The sequence below is a fragment of the Streptosporangium sp. NPDC002607 genome (genome assembly GCF_053592655.1).
The window spans coordinates 1-21,843 of record NZ_JBSFWD010000041.1 but is presented as its reverse complement, the minus strand read 5'-3'; the positions used below and the strand labels follow the sequence as shown (position 1 = coordinate 21,843).

16 protein-coding genes and 1 pseudogene are annotated in these 21,843 nt (G+C 70.6%); 8 read left to right on the top strand and 9 right to left on the bottom strand.

Annotation, left to right across the window (positions count from 1 at the left end; translation table 11 throughout):
- Window positions 1-72: 72 nt before the first annotated feature.
- Window positions 73-1,038, bottom strand: coding sequence for an agmatinase (speB, locus tag ACWD3H_RS34730; RefSeq protein WP_355564403.1), 966 nt, complete (start codon window positions 1,036-1,038; stop codon window positions 73-75).
- A 229-nt stretch (window positions 1,039-1,267) separates the two neighbouring features.
- Here speB and ACWD3H_RS34725 point away from each other — a divergent pair, with 229 nt between their 5' ends.
- The 6 genes from ACWD3H_RS34725 (at window position 1,268) to ACWD3H_RS34700 (ending at window position 9,931) form a co-directional block, all read left to right on the top strand.
- Window positions 1,268-2,890 (top strand): N,N-dimethylformamidase beta subunit family domain-containing protein, encoded by a 1,623-nt coding sequence (locus ACWD3H_RS34725; protein ID WP_451958000.1) that lies wholly within the window; start codon window positions 1,268-1,270, stop codon window positions 2,888-2,890.
- Complete coding sequence (locus tag ACWD3H_RS34720) at window positions 2,887-3,264, top strand: cupin domain-containing protein (RefSeq protein WP_355564409.1); 378 nt, start codon at window positions 2,887-2,889, stop codon at window positions 3,262-3,264. The genes ACWD3H_RS34725 and ACWD3H_RS34720 overlap by 4 nt, the downstream gene beginning before the upstream one ends.
- A 48-nt stretch (window positions 3,265-3,312) precedes the next feature.
- On the top strand, window positions 3,313-4,788 hold the full coding sequence (locus ACWD3H_RS34715; protein WP_451957999.1) for a PucR family transcriptional regulator: 1,476 nt from the start codon (window positions 3,313-3,315) through the stop codon (window positions 4,786-4,788).
- Window positions 4,789-4,971: 183 nt separating this feature from the next.
- Window positions 4,972-6,450: an APC family permease gene (locus ACWD3H_RS34710; RefSeq protein WP_451957998.1), complete on the top strand. Its 1,479-nt coding sequence runs from the start codon at window positions 4,972-4,974 to the stop codon at window positions 6,448-6,450.
- Window positions 6,443-8,962, top strand: a complete 2,520-nt coding sequence (locus ACWD3H_RS34705; RefSeq protein ID WP_451957997.1) for a CehA/McbA family metallohydrolase — start codon at window positions 6,443-6,445, stop codon at window positions 8,960-8,962. The genes ACWD3H_RS34710 and ACWD3H_RS34705 overlap by 8 nt, the downstream gene beginning before the upstream one ends.
- Before the next feature lie 294 nt (window positions 8,963-9,256).
- The gene (locus ACWD3H_RS34700; protein WP_350928498.1) at window positions 9,257-9,931 is read left to right on the top strand and encodes an ankyrin repeat domain-containing protein; all 675 of its coding nucleotides are present in this window, start codon (window positions 9,257-9,259) and stop codon (window positions 9,929-9,931) included.
- 541 nt (window positions 9,932-10,472) lie between these two features.
- On the opposite strand, the gene ACWD3H_RS34695 is transcribed toward ACWD3H_RS34700, so the two are convergent.
- Both ACWD3H_RS34695 and ACWD3H_RS34690 read right to left on the bottom strand, forming a co-directional pair.
- Window positions 10,473-11,642 (bottom strand): zinc-dependent alcohol dehydrogenase, encoded by a 1,170-nt coding sequence (locus tag ACWD3H_RS34695; RefSeq protein ID WP_451957996.1) that lies wholly within the window; start codon window positions 11,640-11,642, stop codon window positions 10,473-10,475.
- Window positions 11,639-12,574, bottom strand: a complete 936-nt coding sequence (locus tag ACWD3H_RS34690; RefSeq protein ID WP_451957995.1) for an SRPBCC family protein — start codon at window positions 12,572-12,574, stop codon at window positions 11,639-11,641. The genes ACWD3H_RS34695 and ACWD3H_RS34690 overlap by 4 nt, the downstream gene beginning before the upstream one ends.
- A gap of 502 nt (window positions 12,575-13,076) precedes the next feature.
- Between ACWD3H_RS34690 and ACWD3H_RS34685 the strand changes: the two genes are divergently transcribed.
- Window positions 13,077-13,931: a MarR family winged helix-turn-helix transcriptional regulator gene (locus tag ACWD3H_RS34685; RefSeq protein WP_451957994.1), complete on the top strand. Its 855-nt coding sequence runs from the start codon at window positions 13,077-13,079 to the stop codon at window positions 13,929-13,931.
- Window positions 13,932-13,937: 6 nt separating this feature from the next.
- Here ACWD3H_RS34685 and ACWD3H_RS34680 read toward each other — a convergent pair whose 3' ends face one another.
- Window positions 13,938-15,566, bottom strand: coding sequence for an ABC-F family ATP-binding cassette domain-containing protein (locus tag ACWD3H_RS34680; protein ID WP_451957993.1), 1,629 nt, complete (start codon window positions 15,564-15,566; stop codon window positions 13,938-13,940).
- Between the two features lie 94 nt (window positions 15,567-15,660).
- Between ACWD3H_RS34680 and ACWD3H_RS34675 the strand changes: the two genes are divergently transcribed.
- On the top strand, window positions 15,661-16,353 hold the full coding sequence (locus ACWD3H_RS34675; RefSeq protein WP_451957992.1) for a TetR/AcrR family transcriptional regulator: 693 nt from the start codon (window positions 15,661-15,663) through the stop codon (window positions 16,351-16,353).
- A 255-nt stretch (window positions 16,354-16,608) separates the two neighbouring features.
- On the opposite strand, the gene ACWD3H_RS34670 is transcribed toward ACWD3H_RS34675, so the two are convergent.
- The 5 genes and pseudogenes from ACWD3H_RS34670 to ACWD3H_RS34650 all read right to left on the bottom strand — a co-directional run.
- Window positions 16,609-18,114: a ricin-type beta-trefoil lectin domain protein gene (locus tag ACWD3H_RS34670; protein WP_451957991.1), complete on the bottom strand. Its 1,506-nt coding sequence runs from the start codon at window positions 18,112-18,114 to the stop codon at window positions 16,609-16,611.
- Window positions 18,115-18,682: 568 nt separating this feature from the next.
- A complete protein-coding gene (locus tag ACWD3H_RS34665) occupies window positions 18,683-19,327 on the bottom strand; it encodes a hypothetical protein (protein ID WP_451957990.1) in 645 nt (214 codons plus the stop codon).
- 155 nt (window positions 19,328-19,482) lie between these two features.
- Window positions 19,483-19,659: a hypothetical protein gene (locus ACWD3H_RS34660; RefSeq protein ID WP_451957989.1), complete on the bottom strand. Its 177-nt coding sequence runs from the start codon at window positions 19,657-19,659 to the stop codon at window positions 19,483-19,485.
- Between the two features lie 11 nt (window positions 19,660-19,670).
- Window positions 19,671-20,885 (bottom strand): hypothetical protein, encoded by a 1,215-nt coding sequence (locus ACWD3H_RS34655; protein ID WP_451957988.1) that lies wholly within the window; start codon window positions 20,883-20,885, stop codon window positions 19,671-19,673.
- 110 nt (window positions 20,886-20,995) lie between these two features.
- Window positions 20,996-21,843 (bottom strand): annotated as a pseudogene (locus ACWD3H_RS34650) (phospholipid carrier-dependent glycosyltransferase); the annotation flags it as partial.

Below are 21,843 nucleotides of genomic sequence, written 5' to 3'. Positions count from 1 at the left end.
GCGGAGCGGTCGTCAGGGAACCGGGGCCGGCCACGTACGGACACGGTGGGGTGCGGTCCACCTCCTGGGCCTTCACTCGGCGGCCCGGTCCGCCGGCGGGGTCGAGAGGGCGAGCAGGCTGATCAGGTCGTAGGCCACGTGCGAGGCCGCGACCGACGTGATCTCGGCGTGATCGTAGGCGGGGGCCACCTCGACGACGTCCGCGCCGATCAGGTTGCCGCCGGCGAGGCCGCGCAGGATCTCCAGTAGCTCCCTGCTGGTCAGGCCGCCCGCCTCCGGGGTGCCGGTACCGGGCGCGTGCGCTGGATCCAGCACGTCGATGTCGATGGACAGGTAGAGCGGCCGGTCGCCGATGCGCCGGCGGAGCGCGTCGACGACCTCGTCCACGCCGCGCCGCATCACATCCGCGCTGGTGACGATGCCGAAGCCCATGCGCTTGTCGTCGTCGAGGTCCTGCTTGGCGTACAGGGGGCCGCGGGTGCCGACGTGGCCGATGGCCTCGGTGTCGAGAATGCCCTCCTCGATCGCGCGTCTGAAGGGAGTGCCGTGCGTGTATTCGGCGCCGAAGTAGGTGTCCCAGGTGTCGAGGTGAGCGTCGAAGTGCAGGAGCGCGATCGGTCCGTGGCGGCGCGCGGCGGCGCGCAGGAGCGGCAGCGCGATGGTGTGGTCGCCGCCGATGGTGACCAGCCGGGTTCCGTCCGCGGTCAGGCCCGACGCGGCCTCCTCGATGGTCTCGACGGCCTCGCCGATGTCGAACGGGTTGCACGCGATGTCGCCCGCGTCGGCGACCTGCTGGGTCGCGAACGGCGAGACGTCCAGGCCCGGATGGTACGGACGGAGTAGGCGGCTGGCCTCCCGGACGGCCGAGGGGCCGAACCGCGCTCCCGGGCGGTAGGACACGCCGGTGTCGAACGGCACTCCCACGATCGCGACGTCGGCGCGCCCGACCTCGTCCAGGCGGGGCAGCCGGGCGAAGGTCGCCGGGCCGGCGAAGCGCGGGACGCGTGAGGAGTCGACAGGCCCCCGGGGCTCGGTCATTCTGGTCAATCCTCTCGGGTCGGCGGGTCCGTGCGTCGTCGTATCGGCCGCGGCGCACGCGGATCCCAGGTCGCGATCATGCGAGACAGGCAGGCGCATGCCGAGACTAGTGAGCTCGGGCCACGACGATCCCTGGCTGAAGCGTCCAGCTGCGTTGTGCGAATCGTCCATTCCGCCACCCCGAACACCGGTTCATAAACTCGGTCCCACATACGAGTCGAGGAGGGTCGTGAGCGACACGATCAAGCAGGCCGGGCTTCCGGCCGCGTTCGCCTGGTCCCCGAAGGGCTGGCCGTCGGAGCGCGCGTTCAGCGAGCGGGACGCGGCCGAGGTCTGGTGCTACACCGACAGGTTCTCCTACTTTCCCGGCGAGACGGTGCGGTTCCATCTCAGCGCCGGCGTCCCGTCCTTCGAGCTGCAGGTGCTCCGCGACGGGCTGGAGCCACAGGTCGTGTGGTCATGTCCGGGGCTGTCGGCGGGCCGCTTCGAGGCGCCGGCCGATGCCCACGCCAATGGCTGCGGCTGGCCCGTCGGTCTGGAGCTGAAGATCCCCGACGACTGGCGCAGCGGTTTCTACATCGTCGTTGTGCGCGCCACCACCCCGGCCGGCGAGCTGTGGGAGCGCGAGCACTTCTTCGTCGTCAAGGCGCCCGCGCACCGGCGAGCCCGCGCCGCGCTCGTGCTGACCACCAGCACGATGCTGGCCTACAACGACTGGGGCGGCGCCAATCACTACCGCGGCCTGGGCGACGACCCCCGCAACGACGCCGGATCGCCGCTTGCCTCGACGCAGCGGCCCATCGCCCGCGGCATGATCCGCAAGCCGGCCGGCGCGCCGCGCGAGGCCAACACGGGATCGCTGCCGATGTACGGCGCCCCGCGCTACCCCTCGTATGAGTGGGCGCGCCTGTTCGGCTACAGCCGCCACCACGCCGACGCGTTCTGGGCCACCTACGAGCGGCACTTCGTCGTCTGGGCGGAGCGCCACGGGTACGAACTCGACTACCTGACCCAGCACGACCTGCACTTCGACCCCCACGCGCTGGACGGGTACTCCTGCGCGATCGTCGTCGGGCACGACGAGTACTGGTCGTGGCGCATGCGCGACGCCGTCGACGCGTTCGTCGACGCGGGTGGCAACCTGGCCAGGTTCGGCGGCAACTACCAGTGGCAGGTACGGCTCAGCGAGGACGGGACCACGCAGTACTGCTACCGGCTGCCGTCCGCGGATCCCGGCGCGCGGGAGGCGCCCCATCTGGCCACGACGGTGTGGGAGGCGAAGTCGGTCGGCCGGCCGGGCGCGACCACCATGGGGCTCAACGGTCTGGGCGGGATCTACAACCGTTACGGCGTGGCGACGCCGCGCTCGTCGGGCGGCTTCACCGTCTACCGGCCGCACCACTGGGCCTTCGAGGGCAGCGACCTCTACTACGGCGATCTGCTCGGCGGGCCGCCGTCGTTCCTGGCCGCCTTCGAGCTCGACTCCGTCGAGTACACGTTCCGGCGCGGGTTGCCGTACCCGACGTTCGAGGACGGCGCGCCCGAGACCTTGGAGATCCTCGCGCTCGCGCCCGCCGTGCGGGGCGAGGAGGACCGCTTCGGCGGCCGGGTGCCGATCGGCGGGCCCGAGGAGGAGGTCTACAACTACAACGCGGACCTCGGCGACGATCTGCCTGACTACGTGCACGAAGGCGAGATGCGCGGCGCCGGGATGATCGCGGCCTTCACCCGTGGCGACGGCGAGGTGTTCAACGGGGGCGCCACGGAGTGGTCCCATGTGCTCAGCCTTGGAGACCCGTTCGTCGAGCGCATCACGCACAACGTCCTACGCCGCTTCGGAGCCGCCGTGTGACCGCCGAACATATTCCAGGCATCGACCAGGTGCGGGCCGTACACGCCGGGGCCGGCGAGCGTTTCGTGCCCCCGCTGAGCGACTACCACCTGCTGTCGGAGGAGTGGGTGGAGGAGGAGTTCCGGATCTTCGGCGGTGCGGCGAGCTCGTACACCGGCGGCTTCTGGACGGGCGAGCCCGGCGCGGTGCGATTCGACTCCTGGCCCTACGACGAGATCTGCGTCATCCTCAAGGGCCGCGTCGCGGTGCAGGACGCGGCGGGGCGGCGCAAGGAGTTCGGCGCCGGAGAGTCGTTCCACATTCCTCAGGGATTTCGCGGCGACTGGATCACCATGGAGCCGAGCGCGAAGGTCTTCATCGCGGTGAGCCGCTGAGCTGCGCCGATGGCGAGGGCATGGCGGCATTGACACTAGAGTGACGGCATGCTGCCACTCAGCGTGTTCGTCGCTCGGCTGGGGCTGCCGGTACGCGCGGGTGAGGATCATCTCGACGTCCCGATCCGCTGGGTGCACGTCAGCGAGTTGACCGATCCCTCGCGCTACCTGCAGGGCGACGAGCTGCTCCTGCTGGCGGGCACCAACCTGCGGCCCGAGCTGAGCACGGAGTACGTGGCCCGGGTCAAAGCCGCCGGGGTCGCGGCCATCGGGTTCGGCGTGACGCCGGTCTTCGACCGGGTGCCCGAAGAGCTCGTGGCGGCCTGCCGGGCGCACGGCCTCCCGCTGCTGGAGGTCCCTGCCGCGGTGACGTTCGAATCCTGCGCCGAGCTGCTCTACGGAGAGTTGCTCTCCTCGGAGATGTCGGAGATCAAACGGCTCACCGACGCCCAGCGTGCCCTGATCAAGGCCGCCACCGGCCCGTCCCCGCTCACCAGGACGCTCGAGCTACTGGCCACGCACATGGGAGGGTGGGCGCTGCTGTCCGATCGGGTCAGGCCGCGGGAATGGGCCGGGGGCGAGCCGCGGATCGACGATGAGGTACGGGTCGCCATCGACCGGGTCTGCGCCAGCACGCGCCCGACGAGCGTCACGATGAGCTCGGTCGACCAGCGGGTCATGGTCCAGTCGGTGGCCGGCCCGCTGCCCTGCGGCTACGCGCTGGCCGTGGGCGCCCCGATCGTGGCCGGGGTCACCGACCGTGCCCTGATGACGATGGCGGCCTCCCTGCTCAGCCTGCTCATCCCCGCTCCGGCGGACAACTGGCCCGCCCACCAGGTCGGCCGGGCGGCGCTGGCCCTGGCACTCGACCCGCACTCACCCCGCTGGGTCCGGCACGCCGCGGACGTGTTCGGCGTCCAGGGCTCCGGTGCCCGCTGGCGGGTCGTCTGCGCGCGTGCCGCCGCCGGCACGGGTACCTCTGCCAGGCTCGGCGAGCTCGCCTCCATGCTGGCCTCGCCGTTCGTCGACCAGGACGGCGAGGTGTCCATCGCCCTGCTGCCTGAGTCCGTGCCGCCGGCCCGGATCACCGACGACCTCGGGCGGGCCGGCTGGCTGGCCGGGATCAGTGCGGCTCATCCGGCCGCGCAGCTGAGGGCGGCGTACGAGGAGGCCGTCCAGGCGCTGCGCACGGCCCTGTTCCAGGGCGCCTGTGTGATCAGCGGGACCGAGGTGGACGGGCTCGCCGCGGCGCTGGACATGAGCCGCCTGCGCGACTACGCGGACCGCCGCTTCCGCCCCCTGCGCGAGCGCCGTCAGCAGGACGCCGCCGACCTGCTCGCCACGTTGCGGATCTGGCTGCGGCACAACGGCCACTGGGACCGTGCCGCCGAGGAACTCGGCGTGCACCGCAACACCGTCCGTCACCGCATCGGGCAGATCGAGACCAGCCTCGGCTGCCGGCTCGGCGACGCGGAAACCCGCATGGAGCTGTATCTCGCCCTGCGGGCGCTCGAGGAGATCTAGGAGAGCCGGACTGTGCGGAACGTACAGTCGCGGCACTGTGGCCTGGATGGAACGTCACTCGTCCAGCACTCAGGGCCCGCCATAGGCTCCCCCCTAATCGGCCAGGCGGCTCGGTTCCCAGGCCCTCCCCCCTCTCCTCCATCCCGTGCACCGGTGTCCTGCCCCGGAGTAAGGAGCGAACACATGCCAGGTCACGTCACCGGAAGTCCCGCGAACAGGCCCGACGCCCTGGCCGGCAACGTCATGGGGACAAAGGACCTCGTCTTCACCGTCCTGGCGGCTCTGGCCCCCCTGACGCTCATCGTCGCCGTCGCCCCACTGCACTTCCTCAAGGGCGGCGCAGCCGTCCCCGGCGGCTACCTGGTCGCCGGCGTGGTCATGGCGCTCTTCGCCGTCGGTTTCATGACCATGAGCCGCTACGTCCGCAATGCCGGAGCGTTCTACGCGACCATTGCCCGGGGGCTCGGCAGGCCGACCGGCTCGGGCGCGGCGATGCTCGCGGTCGCGGCCTACAATGCCCTGCAGATCAGCACGTACGGCGCGCTGGGCGTCTACGCCAACACCACCTTCGCCAAGTACTTCCACCTCGACGTGCCGTGGTACGTGTTCGCGCTCATCGGCCTGGTGTTCGTCGCCTGGCTCGGATACCGCGGCATCCACACCAGCGCCCGGATTCTCGGGATCCTGCTCGTTCTGGAGACCGTCGTGCTGGTCGTGCTGGCGGTGTACGTCCTGGCGAAGGGCGGGGGCGGCGACTGGTCGGCCTCGTCGTTCTCGCCCGCCACCGTACTGGACCCGGGCAACGGCGCCATGTTCGCCCTGGTCGCCGGGGCCTTCATGGGCTTCGAGGCCACCGCGATCTTCAGTGAGGAGGCGCGCGGCGGCATCCGGACGGTCCGGCGGGCGACCTACATCGCGGTCGCCTTCATCGCCGTCTTCTACGCCTTCATCACCTGGATCATCGTCCTGGCCTACGGTCCGGCCAAGATAGCCGCCGCGGCCGAGGCGGACCCGGTCAACCTCGTGATCACCGTCTTCGACACCTACGTGCCCGCCCCGATCGTCGAGGTGATGAACATCCTGCTGCTGACCAGCGCGTTCGCCGCCCTGCTCGCGCTGCACAACGCGGCCAACCGCTACTTCTTCGCGTTGGGCCGCGAGGGACTCCTGCCGCAGGTGCTGGGCCGTACGCACCCGCGGACCAGGGCGCCGTGGGCCGCGGGTCTCCTGCAGACCGCCGTGGCGGCGGCCGTCGTCGCCGTGTTCGCCGCCTTCGGGCTCGACCCCTACCTGGGGCTGCTGCTGTGGGGCAGCGCGCTCGGCTTCCTCGGGATCATCACCCTGTGGGCGCTGTGCAGTCTGGCGGTCATCCGGTTCCTGCGCCGCGAGGCGCCCGAGGCCGGGCTCTTCCGCACGACGATCGCCCCCGGGCTCAGTTTCGCGGCCCTGGCCGTGCTGCTCCTCCTTGTGCTGACCAACCTGCCGCTGCTGACCGGCGCAGGTACCGTCACCAATGTCCTGATCGTGGGTGTCGGCCTGGCCGCCGTCGTCGCCGGCGTCGTACGGGCGCTGTACCTGAGAGCCCGCTCGCCCCGGCTCTACGCCGGGCTGGCGCAGACATCCGTCGACGAGCCGCGAGACCTGGCGGCCGACAATGCCTGAACCCTCCACGGAAGGCCGGGGCTACCGGCCGGTCGACCTGGCCGCGGTGTTCAACGCACCGCGCTCGGTCCTCGATGACGGCGAGTCCTACCCACTCGGGCCGCGCACCTTGTACGGCATTCCCTTTCTCTTCGGGGACGAGCGCGCGGACACGGCACTGCTGCGGGTGTCCGGAGAAGCCGTCGGCATTCCGGTGGAGCGCGCCTTCGAGTGGATGGTGATCGCCCACGCTCTGGAATCCTCAGACCTGTTCGACGGCCAGACGGTCGGTGGCGTCTGCGCGCACTACACGCTGCTCTACGAGGACGGTCACGCCGAGCGGCTGCCGGTCCGCCAGCGTTTCGAGATCGGGCCCACGCCGCGGTTGTGGAGAGACCGGGCGATCCCGCTCGACTGGGGGCAGACGCCGTTCCTGGCCGTGCCCGACGCCCAGCACCGGCTGATGCCGCGCACCCACGGGCGCTTCGACGCGGCCGGCGCCCGGTTCGTCGACATCGACGACCCGCAGGCCAGGTCACCGTACGTGCTGCCCTACCGCTTCTACCTGTGGCCGTGCCGCAACCCGCGGCCCGACGTGCCCGTGCGCGCCCTGGAAATCCGCTCGCTGGGCCCGAGCGTCCTCATCGGCGCCGTGACCACCAGCGAACTCGACGAGGACCCGTTCGGGCGCACGGTGTGGCGCGACGTCCTCCTCGATCTCGATCCGCCGGCCGGCGCGGTCTCGGAGGAGTTGTCGGTGACCGTGGACCGCGGCTCCGCGACCTACCTCTATCGCCGGGTGGGCGGGGTGGACGGCCCCACACCGGCCTGGGGGGCGCCCGTCGAGGAGGAGCGGCGCGCCTATGTGCGCGTCGCCGCCACCCCCTCGGCCCGGCTGGCCCTCAGGCGGGGAACGTCCGAGATCAGCACCTGTGGCTGGCAGGACCTGCTCGCCGCAGGCTCGCATCGCGACCGCGGGATCACCTGGCGCGTGCCCGACGCCGGGCGGGCCTGGGTACGCACGGTGGTCCGCGACGCGGCCACCGGCGAACCCGTCCCGTGCCGGATCCACTTCCGGTCCACCGACGGGGTGCCCTACCCACCGCACGGCCACCACGGGCACATCAACTCCGACGGCAACACCTGGAACCTTGACATCGGCGGCGACGTCAGGCTCGGCGCCACAACCTACTCCTACATCGACGGCACCTGCGAGGGCTGGCTGCCCTTGGGCGAGGTCACGGTGGAGGCGGCCCGCGGGTTCGAGTACCAGCCCTTGCACACGACCGTCACGGTTCGCCCCGGCCAGGCCGAGCTGGAGCTGACGCTGACCCGGATGACCGACATGGCCGCGACCGGCTGGTACAGCGGCGACACCCACGTGCACTTCGTCTCGACCCTCGGCGCCGAGCTGGAGGCGCGCGGCGAGGACGTACGCGTCACGAACCTGCTGCTCAGCCAGTGGGGGCATCTGTTCACCAACACGGAGGAGTTCACCGGGCACCCGCACACGTCGGCCGACGGCCACACCCACGTCTTCGCGGGCCAGGAGAACCGCAGCGGCATGCTCGGCCACATCAACCTGCTCGGCCTGCGGCGCCCCATCATGCCCTGGTGCACCGGAGGGGCCGAGGAGTCGGAGCTCGGCGGCGGTCTGGAGACCACGCTGTCCCACTGGGCGGACGAATGCCACGAGCAGGGCGGCACCGTCGTCCTCGCGCACTTCCCGGTGCCGAACGGCGAGGCCGCCGCCCTGCTCGCCACCGGCCGGCTGGACGCCGTCGAGATGATCGCGTACGACCCGTACAACATCCGGGAGTACTACCGCTACCTGAACGCTGGCTACCGGGTGACCCTGGTCGGCGGCACCGACAAGATGAGCAGTGAAGTGCCGATCGGCCTCATCCGCACCTACGCGCACGTGCCGCCGCACGAGGACCTCGACTACTGGACCTGGTGCCAGGCCGTGCGGGAGGGCGCCACGTTCGTTACGAGCGGCCCGCTCCTACGACTGGACGTCGGCGGCCATCGGCCGGGGCAGGAGGTCCGGGTGCCCGCGGACACGACCGTCCGCGTCCAGGCACGAGCCGAGTCGATCTTCGCCATCGACCGCATCGAGATCGTGGCCAACGGGCGCATCGTCGCCGAGCACCGGTCCCATCGCCCGGAGTACGCGCTCGAACTGGCCGCCGACGTGCCGATCGCCGAGGACTCGTGGATCGCCGCGCGGTGCTACGGTCCGGGCGCCGATGTCGCCAGGCACCACGACGTGTGGGCCAGGCCCATCATGGCGCACACGTCACCGGTCTACCTGCGCACCGGCGAGGACTACAGCCGCTTCGACGGGCTCACCATCGAGCACATGCTGAACCTTGTCGACGGCTCCCTGGCCTACATCGATGAGCGGAGCCGGCGCCTGTGGCCAGGCCAGGTCTGCCATCGCCACGGGCAGGAAGACCACCTGGCCTTCCTGCGGGCCCCGTTCCTGCAGGCTCGCGAGCTGCTGCGACGGCGTGCGGGCGAGCAACGCTGACGGTGGACGCCGTCACGGTCGCCGGGTGGCTCGCCTGGGTGATGCCCCGACGTGCGTGCCGGCCGACTTACCGGGACATGGTCTGAGCGCGGTGATCGGGGTCGCCATCGCCGCCGCGACAGCCGTACGCCGCGCCGGGCGTGCTCCCGATCGTGAGCCGGCCACCCACCTCCGCCGGCCGCTTCCGCATCGTGCGCAGGCCGTAACCCCTGCCGGGTGCGGACATGACCGCGGTCTCGTCGAATCCGGCGCCGTCGAAGACGTCCAGCTCGGCAGCACTGGAAGAATGTGACCGTGGACCGCCGTGGTTTCCTGCTCGCCGGGCTCGCCCTGGCCCTCACCGCGTGCGGTCCCTCCGGCATGAAGGGATCCGCTGTGCTCAACGAACAGTCGCTGACCGCCGCCGCCCAAGGCGACGTGGCCAAGGTCCGCGAGGCGATCGCGAACGGGGCCGACATCGAGGCCCGGAACCCGCAGCGCCGTACCGCCCTGCTGCTCGCCGCGGCGGCCGACCACGTGGAGGTCGCCAAGGTCCTGGTGGCCGCGGGCGCGGACCCGAACGCGCTGGATTTTCAGCACGACACGCCCTGGCTGGTGACAGGGGTGACCGGCAGCGTGGCCATGCTGCACGCGCTGCTCCCGGCCAGGCCGGACCTGACCATCAGGAACCGGTACGGCGGGGTCTCGCTGATCCCGGCATGTGAGCGCGGCCATGTGGACTACGTGCGCGAGGTGCTCAAGACGGACATCAACGTCGACCACGTCAACGACCTGGGCTGGACCGGACTGCTGGAGGCGGTCATCCTCGGCGACGGCTCCGCGCCGTACCAGGAGATCGTGGGTCTGCTCATCGCGGGAGGCGCCGACGTGAACCTGGCCGACAAGGACGGCACGACCCCGCTCCAGCACGCACTCGACAGGGGCCAGAGCGAGATCGCCGCGATCCTGCGTTCCGCCGGAGCACGGTAATCCGTCTCCATCGCGATGATCGGCGGCGCCTTCGGGGCCGGACTTGAGGACGACGGCACCGTCCACAACGCCGCCGGAAGCAGAGGGACGGCGAAGCCGATCCCGGGGGCGGCGGGGTGGTTTCCCGACCGAGGGGTTCAACGCGTTGAACATCGTGTCGCGGGCTGACCGCCTGCGGCGTCGCGCGTGCGTTACCGTGTCCGTCGGCCGGGGCACGCCCGTGGGCACGGTGCCGCGCGGCTTCGGCACCCACGCCATCGGGTCGTTCACCTGCTCGTAGTAGATCTGGGCCGAGGAGCCCGCGGTGCCCGTCAACCAGTAGACGCTGACATTGGTCAGGAGCCGGTCGCGGTCGATGGGCGTCCCGGCCCACCGGTGGAAGATCTTGGCGATCCAGGCCAGACGGTCCCGCAGGGCGTCGAGTTCGGCCTGCGCCACGTCGATACGGAAAGGGACAACGGATGTGCTCTGTGTCATGAGCGCGACCATAGGATCAATCGCGGTCAGGTAGCGTCCGTCAGGAACCGGGGGGAGGACCCCGCTAGGGGGTGAGGACGACCTTGTTGCATTCGTCCTGCTTGTTCTTGAACATCTCGTAGGCGCGCGGGGCGTCCTGCAGCCGCATGCGGTGGCTGATGACGACGCTGGGATCGATGTCACCGTTGCGGATCCTGCCCAGCAGGGGTTTCAGATAGCGCTGCACGTGACACTGGCCGCTGCGCATCGTCAGTGACCGATTCATCAGCGAGCCCATCGGGAACTTGTCGATCAGGCCACCGTAGACGCCGACCACGGAGACGACGCCACCGTTGCGGCAGGACATGATCGCCTCGCGCAGGGCGTGTGGCCGGTCGGTCTCCATCCGGGTCGCCTGCCTGGCTCGGTCGTAGGCGTGCGCAACGCCGGCGGGGTGATGGGCCTCCATGCCCACCGCGTCGATGCAGGCGTCCGGACCCCGGCCGGCGGTCATGTCCCGCAGCGCGTCGAGGACGTCGACCTTCTCGTAGTCGAGCGTCTCGGCACCGGCGCGCTCGGCCTTCTGTAGCCGGTAGGGGAAGCGGTCGATGGAGATGACCCGCTCAGCGCCCATCAGGAACGCGCTGGCGATCGCGAACTGGCCGACCGGCCCGGCACCCCATACGGCGATGACGTCTCCGGGCTTGATGTCGCACATCTCCGCGCCCATCCAGCCGGTGGGCAGGATGTCGGACAGGAACAGCACCTGCTCGTCCGGCAGGTCGTCCTCGATCTTGATCGGTCCCACGTCGGCGAACGGCACCCGCGCGTACTCCGCCTGACCTCCGGGGTAGCCGCCGAGCATGTGGGAGTAACCGAAGATCCCGGCGGGAGAGTGACCCATGAGCCTCTCCGCCATACCGGCGTTGGGATTGGAGTTCTCGCACACCGAGTACATGCCGTGCTCGCAGGCGCCGCAGGCGCCGCAGGCGATCGGGAAGGGCACCACCACGCGATCGCCGACCCGTAGTTTTCGCACCTCGGGCCCCACTTCCACCACCTCGCCCATGAACTCGTGGCCGAGGATGTCGCCCTTCTTCATGGTCGGGATGTAGCCGTCGTAGAGGTGCAGGTCGGAGCCGCAGATCGCGGTCGAGGTGATGCGGACGACAGCGTCATGAGCGTTCAGGATCGTGGGGTCGGGAACCTCCTGGACCTCGACGGTGTTGCGACCCATCCAGCAGTTGGCTTTCATGAGGCACTCCCTGACATCACGGGCTGGGCGGGGCGTTGTACGGCGTGCCGCAGGGCGTGGGCGCCCTCCAGGCTCCCTTCGGAGCGGACCACCTCTCCGGTCTCCATGACCTGCTTGAACCGGCGCAGGTCGTCTCGTACCTGCTGCTCGGGATGCTCGCCCAGCAGCCTGGCGAAGGCCGCGCCCACCTTGCCGCCCGGAGGGGCGTACCTGAGGTTCACCCGCACCTCCGTGCCGCGTCCGCCGGGCGCGTCGGTGAAACGCACGGAACCGCTGTTGTCGACGGTGGCCTTCCCGGTGGAGCGCCAGGTGATCACCTCGCCGGAGCGGTCCTCGACGATCACGGCCTCCCACTCGATGGCCTTCTTCGCGGGACCCTTCACCTTCCAGTGCGATCGCCCATCACCGATCGTCCGCACCGACTCCAGGTGCGCCATGAAGCGGGGAAGGTTCTCGAAGTCGCGCCAGTACCGGTACACGTCCTCACGGGGGCGATTGATCGTGACGGCCGCGTGCAGGCTCATCCAGCGCGCGGACCCCTCCTCCGGACGGTGCCGGCTCGCGCGTATCGCGGCGCACAGGTCGGCGGCCGTGACGACGGCGACCGTCGCCGCCACCGCTGTGACGCGGCCACGTCTCCGGCCGGTGCGGCCGGCGATCGCCCGGCCCAGCAGAGCCAGGTCCAGGGCATCACCCGCGACCCGGGCCCACACCCAGGGCGCGGGATCGCGGCTGCTCAGCAGGGTCGCCGCGTGAAACAACTGCCGTACGCCCACCAGCACCACCGCGCCGAACGCCTTGGGCGAGTCGTCGACCCCGGCCAGGCGGCTGACGGCACCCGGTGCGGCGAGCTGCGCCACGCCCAGTCCCAGGCTGGTCCAGCCCAGCGCGCGAACGAGAGGGGGAATCGGGTATTCGTGTTCTTCAACCATGATCTTCCTCACCTGGGTGGTGGCTTCCCGCCGCTCCGGCGGTGGCCACGACCGCTCTCGCCGCCCCATCCGCAGTAGGGGCACCCCGCCCGGACGGTCGTCCCTCCGGTCTACGGCGCACCCGCGGTAGTTCTCGTCCCTACCCCCGCTGACCTGGGATGACACCGACCGTCCGAATCCTTCAAATAGTCCTGTACTTTCCGGAGACGTCCCCTGTGGCACGTCTTCGGTGATCGGGGGCGGCCCGCAAGCGCCGGTCGCCGGTACTCCGGCCTCTTCGGGAGTCGATGGGATCCGAACGGCCTTGTCGTTCGTCTCGTTCCGCGGGGAAGAGGCCCGAGACCCCTCGCGCGAGGGGGTTACCGGCCGTCACGGAGGGCGGTGTCGAGGGCCGCGATCCGGCTCCTGCCGGTGGTCGGCGCGGTCTCCAACCGTCAGCAGTGCCATACGTCAACTCTCCGAACAATCAGCGCCGCTAGGCTTGTTCGGGGAGGTGGTGGCCGTGTCCGATCAGCGGGGAGGGGCCGTCGGCGAGGAGTCCGGGCCGTTGCGCGTGACCATCGGCCATCTACTGCGGCGGGTCTTCACCGGCATCACCGGCGAGGCCATACGGGGCGGGCCGCAGTCCCGTGACTTCGTGGTGCTCGACGTGCTGGCCGACGAGGACGCGCCCTCGCAGCAGGACCTCGCGCACCGCCTCGGCATCAATCGGACGATCATGGTCAAGCTGCTCGACCGGCTCCAGCAGGCCGGTTACCTCACCCGGACCCGCAACCCGGCCAACCGCCGTACCTATGTCCTGTCACTGACCGACGAGGGCCGTACCGCGTTGAAGGACATGCGCCAGGCCGTCGCCGACCGGGACGTCCGGCTCACCGCCCCGCTGACCCCGGCCGAACGGCGGCGCCTCACCGAGCTGCTGAGCAGGCTGGTCGCCCACGACGAGCGGTCCACCGTCGCGAGCACCGAACACCTCATCGCCCAGGCCCATTACCACCTGCGCCGGCTCGGCGACCACAGGTTGGCGGAGTACGGCCTGCGCACCCGTCACTTCGGCCTGCTGCCCGCCCTGGACCGGCTCGGGCCCTGCCCCCAGCAGCAACTCGCCCAGTACCTGGACCTCACCGAACCGGCCGCCGCGTCGCTGGTCGAGGAACTCGTCCAGGCCGGGCTCGTGGTCCGCGGCCAGGACCCGCACGACCGCCGCCGCTACGCCCTGGAACTCACCGACCTCGGCCGCGCCCGCCTCCCCGCGGTCCGCGACGCGATGCTGGGCGTCGAGCACGACGTCGAGAAGACCCTCGGTCCCGAAGGCGCCCAGGACCTCCGCGCCCTGCTCGTCAAACTCCTGCGGTAGGCGAGTTCAGCGGAAGCGCTCCACTCGGCCCTCGTGCCAGACCGGTTCGGGGCTCTCGTAGACGGCTCCGTCGGCGCCGAAGATCAGGAAGCGGTCGAGGTCGGCGGCGAACCAGCGGTCGTGGGTGACGGCCAGGACGGTGCCGGAGAAGGCGGCCAGGCCCTGTTGCAGGGCCTCGGCGCTGGCCAGGTCCAGGTTGTCGGTCGGCTCGTCGAGCAGGAGCAGGGTCGCGCCTGACAGCTCCAGCAGCAGGATCTGCAGGCGGGCCTGCTGGCCACCGGACAGGGTCTCGAAGCGCTGGGACGCGGCGGGGGCGAGTTCGTAGCGGGCGAGGGCGGCCATCGCGTCGTTCAGAGTGAGCGGGTGACCGGCCAGGACCAGTTCGACCGGGGTGTGGCCGTGCAGGTCGGGGCGGGCGTGGGTCTGTACGAAACGACCGGGCACCACCCGCGCTCCCAGCCGTACCGAGCCGGTGTGCCGCACCGTGGGCGCCGCGTCGCCCGCGGCCTCCTGGAGCAGGAGCAGGAAGTGGGACTTGCCCGAGCCGTTCGAACCGAGCACCCCGATGCGCTCGCCGTACCAGATCTCGGTGTCGAACGGCCGCATCAGGCCGGTGAGCTCAAGGTTCTCGCAGATGACGGCACGCTTGCCGGTGCGGCCGCCGCGCAGCCGCATCCGCACGTTCTGCTTCCTGGGCGGGCGTTCCGGTGGGCCGGCCTCCTCGAACCTGCTCAGCCGGGTGCGCGCGGCGCGGTAGGCCGAGGAGACCGCGTCGTTGTTGGCGGCGGTCTGCCGCAGGGTGCGCACCAGGTGTTTGAGCTTGGCGTGCTCCTCGTCCCAGCGCCGGAGTCGCTCCTCCAGCCGGGCGATACGGGCCTCGCGGCCCTGGGCGTAGGTGGCGAAGCCCCCGCCGTGCACCCAGACGCCACGTGACTCCACGGTCACGATGCGGTCGGTGGCGCCGGCCAGCAGCTGCCGGTCATGGGAGACCAGCAGCACGGTCTTGGTGCTGGCCCGGAGCTGGTCCTCCAGCCACTGCTTGCCCGGCACGTCCAGGTAGTTGTCCGGTTCGTCCAGCAGCAGGACCTGGTCCGGGCCGCGTAGCAGGGCCTCCAGGACCAGCCGTTTCTGCTCGCCTCCCGACAGGGTGTTCACCGGACGGTCCCGGACGGTGTCGTAGGGCAGGCCCAGGGCCGCGGTGGTGCAGGTGTCCCAGACGACCTCCATGTCGTAGCCGCCGGCGTCGGTGTAGTCGGTGATCGCCTGCGCGTAGGCCAGTTGGGTCTTCTCGTCGTCGTGAGCGGCCAGCGCCGACTCCGCCCGCTCCAGGCTCGCGGTGGCCGTGCGGACCCGGTCGGGTGCCACCGAGAGCAGCAGGTCGTGCAGGGTCCGGCCGTCGCGGACGCTGCCGATGAACTGCCGCATCACCCCCAGCCCGCCGGAGTGGACCACGCGGCCGTCGTCCGGCTGCACATCTTGGGCGATCAGCCGCAGCAGGGTGGTCTTGCCCGCGCCGTTCGGTCCCACCAGACCGGCCTTGACCCCGTCGCCGATCCGGAACGACACCTCATTCAGGAGCAGGCGCCCGTCCGGCAGCACGTAGGTCAGCCGGTCCACCTCGATATGTCCCGCCACTGCCGCCCCCTTTTGCTTGACACGGGTGCCGGATCGTTGTTCCAGTGACCGGATCAATGATCCGGTGCTCGATCAACATACTAGACTCGCCCTCGTGGAGAAGAGCAAGGCGGGAAACGTGTGGCTGCGATCGTCCGGGGGCGCGGGGCGCGAGGCCCCCCCGCTCAGCCGGGACCGGATCGTCGAGGAGGCCGTGGCCCTGCTGGACGAGGAGGGCGCCGGCCGCCTGACCATGCGACGGCTCGCCGAGCGGCTCGGTACCGGCTCCACCACGCTGTACTGGCACGTCAAGACCAAGGACGACGTCCTCGACCTCGCGCTCGACGCGATCTTCGCGGAGGTCGAGATCCCGCGGGAGGGGGAGCGCGACTGGCGTGCCGGCATCACCGCGCTGATCGGAGGATGGCGCGCCACGCTCCTGGAGCACCCCTGGTCGGCGGCGCTGCTGGGCCGGCCGATGCTGGGCCCCAACGTGCTCGCCCGCAGCGAGTTCCTGTACGCCACCCTGCTGGGAGCCGGGGTCGTCGAGCCCCGCCTCACCGCCGCGGCGTACGGGCTCTCCAATTACGTCATCGGCTCCGCCCTGATGCAGGCCACCTGGCTTACCGGTGAGGAACCGGCGGTGCGGCAGGCGGCCGGAGAGCACCTGCGTGCCAACCGCGAGCGCTATCCCGCGCTCGCCGCCCATGGCCCCCTCGTCGTGGACGGCGACTGGGACACCGGCTTCGCCCTCGGCCTCACCTGGCTCCTCGACGGCATCCAGGCGAGCCGTGCTCCGTCGACGTGATCGGTCGAGCACCGGGAAGTCGCCGCGGCACACCCCTCGGGGGTCACGGCGCCGCTTGACGTCCCGGAGCCGGGACGGCGTGCCGGGGTGAAGGCGGCCGCGGCCCTCTCCGTTGTAGGAGGGCCAGGGCCTGGGTGATCTCCTGTCGCCCGGTGCGGATGGCGGTCGCGGTGAACGGCAGCCGGCCGGTGGGCCGGAGTCGGTGTTGGGGCGGTGGGTGCTCACCGCCCCAACGGGGTCATGCGAAGGTGAGGGTCAGCCGCGGCGCCACTTCTGGTTGGCGCCGCCGTTGCACTCCCAGAGCTGGAGCGGGGTGCCGCCACCGCCCCAGCCGGTGACGTCCACGCACTTGTTGGCCTGCGGGTTGACCAGGTCGCCCGCGCCGCTCAGGACGAACTGCTGTGCCGGGTTGCCACTGCAGTTGGCGAGCTGGATGGCGGCGCCGTTGGCGGTGGAGCCCCAGGCCACGTCCATGCAGAGGCCGAAGGCGCGGACGGTGCCGTCGCCGGGGAAGGTCCAGTTCTGGGCGTTGGTGTTGTTGCAGTCCCACAGCTGCAGGCGCTGGCCGTCGGCGCCGTTGCTGTTGGGCACGTCGATGCACTTGTCCTGCCAGCCGATGAGCCGGCTGGTGTTCCCGCCGCCGGTGGTGGTCAGGGTCAGGCCGTACGCGCCGAGGACCTCGTTGACCGGCTGGTAGAAGGTGTTGCCGCCGGTCGAGCAGTTGCCGGAGCCGCCGGAGGTGATGCCCTGGGCCTGGTCACCGGTGATCCAGGCGCCGCCCGAGTCGCCGCCCTCGGCGCAGGCGGTGGTCTGGGTGAGCCCGTAGACCAGCGATCCCGAGTAGTTGACGGTCACGTTCTTGGCCTGGATGACGCCGCAGCGCCAGCCGGTGGTGCGCCCGGACCGGCAGATGGAGGCGCCGACCACGGCCTCCTGGGAGCCCGCCACCGAGACGTTGCCGCCGCCGTAGTTGTTGACCCACGGGCGGGGTGTCCAGTTGCCGTTGGTACGGACCCAGGCGTAGTCGTTGCCGGGGAACGACGAACCGGCGAAGGTGCCCTGGCTGACGTTGTTGTAGCCGAGGGTGGGGCTGCCGGTGCCGCCGCAGTGCCCGGCGGTGACGAAGCCGCCGTTGTTGACCGAGAAGCCGACCGAGCAGAGCGTGTTGCCGTTGATGACGTACTGGTCGCCGCCGCGGATGTCGTAGAGCGGCCTGGGGGCCTGGCCGACGGCGACCTTCACCGCGTCGGAGTCGACGGCGCTGCTCTTGACGAAGCTCTGGGCCGCGTCGCGGTCGGCGGCCGACACCACCACGGTGTTCGCGGCCAGGTCCACGTGCCAGCTGTAGATGTCCTTGCCGGCGGCCTCGGCGGCCTTGTCGAGGGTGGCCTTCGTGGCGTCCAGCTGCTTCTCGCTGCGTGGCACGATCACCGGCAGCGCGCCCGCCCTGCGGACGAGCTCGGCGTCCTGGCTGTTCAGAACGCCGACGAAGAGCCGTCCCTCGGCGGGGGTGAACCAGGCGCCGGCGAACCGGTCGGCGAGGTGTTTGCGAAGGTTCCGCTCCACCACCGATGCCCCGGCCTCGTGGGCCTGCCGGATGCGGGCCTGGGTGGGGGTCAGGCCGAGATCACGCTGTAGCGCCTGCTCGGGGGAGGCGGACGCGGACGGGTTCGGGCCGGGCGGGGCGGCCTGTGCGGGGGCTGCTGGGAAGACCAGCGCGGCGGCGACTACCGCCGCGCCGGTCAGCACGGTGAATCTCACGGCAGGTCCTCTGAGGTTGGGGGGTGGACGAGGCGTGAGAGCGCTCTCTTGAAAGAAACTTTTACATTTGTAATTTTTTAAGTCAAGAAGGTCATCTCCCGAATGTGATCGTCGGGCGGGGTCTCGCCGGCCCGCATCCCGTTCGTGACCTGCGAGGTTCCCGGGGCTGCCGGGGATGTGGAAACTTGTGTGCCGGTCCAAGGATGAGCGGAATGCCGGTGTTCTCCGGCGCTGGTCAAGGGCGCGAAGACAGCCTGGGCGCGGCATGGGGAGATCATCCTGCGTGAGGCGGAGATCGCGGCGAGCGTCGCCGCCTTCCGCACGGCCAGGGGCATCGGCACCGGGAGGTGATCGACCTGATCGCCGGTGGGCTCGCCGACACCGGGCAGCCGGAGGACGGCGTCTTCGTGGGGTGGGTGAGGGACGGCGGCGGCCACCTGGGCGCCGGCCACACCCGCGAGCAGCCGGGGATCAACGCAGGTCGATCGGGGTCATGTGTGGAATACCGGGCCGGCGTGGTGAGCCGGCCGGGGCGCGCCGTGGAAGCGGGCCCCGGCCAGGGGGTGGATCAGATGGAGCCGCTCTCGATCGCCTGCTTCAGGCCCGCCTGGGTCACCTCGTGGGAGGCGACGCCGTTCGCGACGACGAAGTCGATCAGTGAGGTGTCGGCGTCGAAGGTGAGGTACTCGGTGACCTTGGTCTTCCCACCGATTAGCTTCGTGAAGACGATCTTCTGGTGCGTGACGACGCCGGGCAGCGACCAGGTGTCCGTCTCGTAGTAGAGGCCGTCGGCGTGGATGCGCTGCTGCGCGTGCGTGTTGCTGGTGACGATCGCGCCCTCGTAGGGGATCTCCTCGACGGCGGTGAAGTTGATGTGGCGCTTGCCGTTCTTGAACCAGTCCTTGTGGGTGACGACCCGCTTCAGGAACGAGTGCATGCCGACGTGGTTGTTGATGTTGGAATATGCCGCGAACACCTTGGTGACGGGGGCGTTGATCGTGATCGAGATGCTGCTCTGGGCCCGGCTCCGGCCGGAGCTGGCGGCGGGAGGCGTGGTGTCGTAGAACTTCTGGGTGTCCCATGCGGTCTGCCACTCGGCGGCGAGCTGGGCGTCGCTCGCCGGAGTGTCGGCGCTGGCGGGGCTGGAGAAGACGGTGATGACAAGGGCCGCGGCGAACAGTTGGGCCGCGAGGAGTCGAAGGTGCTTCTTCACGTGTACCCCAAGAGGAGGCAATAGGTGCATGTGATCTTCTATCGCATGTTGTTGTGATCTACGAGATTTCGTGGCGAAGAAGTGATAAATTTTCGCGACGCCGCACACCTCGGCGCGATGTACCGGGCGCTGGTGACCGCTGCTCTCGGGCGCCTTCAGGTGCCTTCCTGCCGGGGCAGGACCACCTCCCGCAGGATGAGCAGGACGGCTGCGGCGATCGGGATGCCCGGCAACGCACCCACCACGCCGAGCAGCGCGCCACCGAGCAGGGCTCCGGTGCCGCGCCCGCCCGGGTCCTCGTACGGCTCCGGTCGGCCGCGGCGCCGGAGCACGCAAAGGGAGATCAGGTCATGTTGACGTACTGGCGGGGCCGGAGGGCGTGGCTGCGGAGGGCGGCCAGGGCGGCTGAGCGTCCGGCGGGAGTGAGGCTGCCGTCGACGCGCAGGCCGAAGGCGTCCAGGCGCCTGTTCAGCTCGGTGAGCGAGGCGTCGACCTCCACGGTCTGCCACTCCGCGCAGTCGATCACCGCCGTGACGTGGTCGCGGTCGGCGGGGGCGCCGTCGGCGAGCAGCATCAGCGCCACCTCCCTGGCCGAGGTACGGAAGCCGTTCTCCCCCGAGACGGGGGCGAGCAGCGCGGAGGCGGCGGTCTCCCAGAGCAGGTCGGCGTCGCCGAGCAGGCGCTCACCCGCCGGGGTGGTCACCAGGCGCCTGCCACTCTGGCGCAGCGCGCCCATGTGGCCCTGGGCCACCTCGCGGACCGCGGCCAGCTCCGCGCCGCTCCAGGTGCTCTCCGCGAGCACGGAACGGGCGAGGTTGTCCCGCTGGGTCAGCGGGATGCCCCCCGGGCGGCGGCCCACGGTCAGCAGCCAGCGCAGCGCGCCCAGGTGAGCCTCGTCGGGTGCCGGGATGGGGGCGTGCAGGCGTACCTCGAAGGGCTGGGCGAGCTCGCGCCAGGCGGTGCCCCGGCCGAGGACCCAGCGGTTGAGCCGCTCGCCCTGGACCCGGTGGAGCCAGTTGTCGCCGCCCAGCTCCGAACGGGGCGCGGTGAGCCAGTGGCTGGTGAGCGTCTGCCGTTCGGCGGAGTCGGGGGTGAGCCTTCCCGAGACGATGGCCAGCTCCAGCGCGGCCGAGCAGGCGCCGTGCGCGCCCAGCTCCTCGGGGCCCATGATCGAGCTCCAGTGCAGCTCGGGAACGTCGGGCGGGAGCACGCCCGTGGCGTCCAGGGCGCTCTGGTAGGCCGCCATGCCCGCGTCCTCGCCCAGGCGGGCGTAGGTGCGCAGGATGTGGGCGGTGGTGGGGGAGGAGCAGAGGGCGGCGTAGCGCTCCAGGCCGCCCAGCCGCAGCAGCAGGCCCAGCGCGTGGGCGATCACGGTGCGGTCTCCGGTGACCTTGGAGGGCAACGTGTACCAGAGGAACTCGCACACGTTGAGCTCGGTGATCGTCTCCAGTGGCTCGCCACCGGTCAGCCAGTCGATCGCGCTGCGTGCGTGCTCGGCGGAGGCGGGCTCGGAACGCTCCAGCTCCGACAGGAGTGCGGCCACGTCCGGTGCAGGCATGCCTCGAAGTCTGCCGTATGCGGGCCTGCTCTGACGATGAACGTGACGTAATGGATCCTGCACGGTGCCTACCCTAGGAAATGTCTTCTAAGTGGCTCATATGCGAGCTGTCAGATCCAGCCTTTCTTGAAAAGCATTCGTGAACTCCACTCGGCGTAGGGGATGATCTCGGCGGTGAGCACCGGGTAGAGCCACCAGAAGTTGACCAGTGCCAGCAGGGTGAAGGCCCCCACGATCGCGGCACCGGCCATCCGCCGCCCGGGCGGGGCGCCGGACGGGCCGATGATCATTCCGGCCGCGAGCACGATCGCCAGGATCATGAACGGGACCATGGGGATCGCGTAGAACAGGAACATGGTCCGGTTGTCGGCGATCGCCCAGTAGAACCAGGGGAGCCAGCCCGCGGCGTAGCCGAGGAGCACGGCCCCGGCGCGCCAGTCGCGGGTGGCGACGTACCAGGCGACCATGGCGATGAGGGCGGCCAGGCCGCCGTACCAGATGACCGGGGTGCCGACACCCAGGACCGCCTGCGAGCAGCTGTCGGTGCCGCAGGCGCCCTTGGGGCTCTCGTAGAAGAACGCCACGGGGCGGAGCAGCAGCGGCCAGGACCAGGGGTCCGACTGGTAGTTGTGCGGGGTCGCCAGCCCGGTGTGGAAGCTCAGCACCTGGAAGTGGTAGCTCAGCCAGGAGCGGAGGGAGTCGAAGACGAAGAACACCGGGCCCTGCGAGGTCGCCTGCGCCCAGTTGCGGCCCCAGCCGCCGGGGGAGGCGAACCAGCCGGCCCAGGAGACGATGTAGGTGAGGGCCGGCAGCAGGGCCAGCGCGGGCAGGGCGCTCGGCAGGTCCTTGCCGAAGACCCCGCCGTACGGTCTGCGCAGGCCGATGGCCCTGCGGGCGCCGGCGTCCCAGACCAGGGACATGATCGCGAAGGCGACGAGGAAGAAGATCCCCGACCACT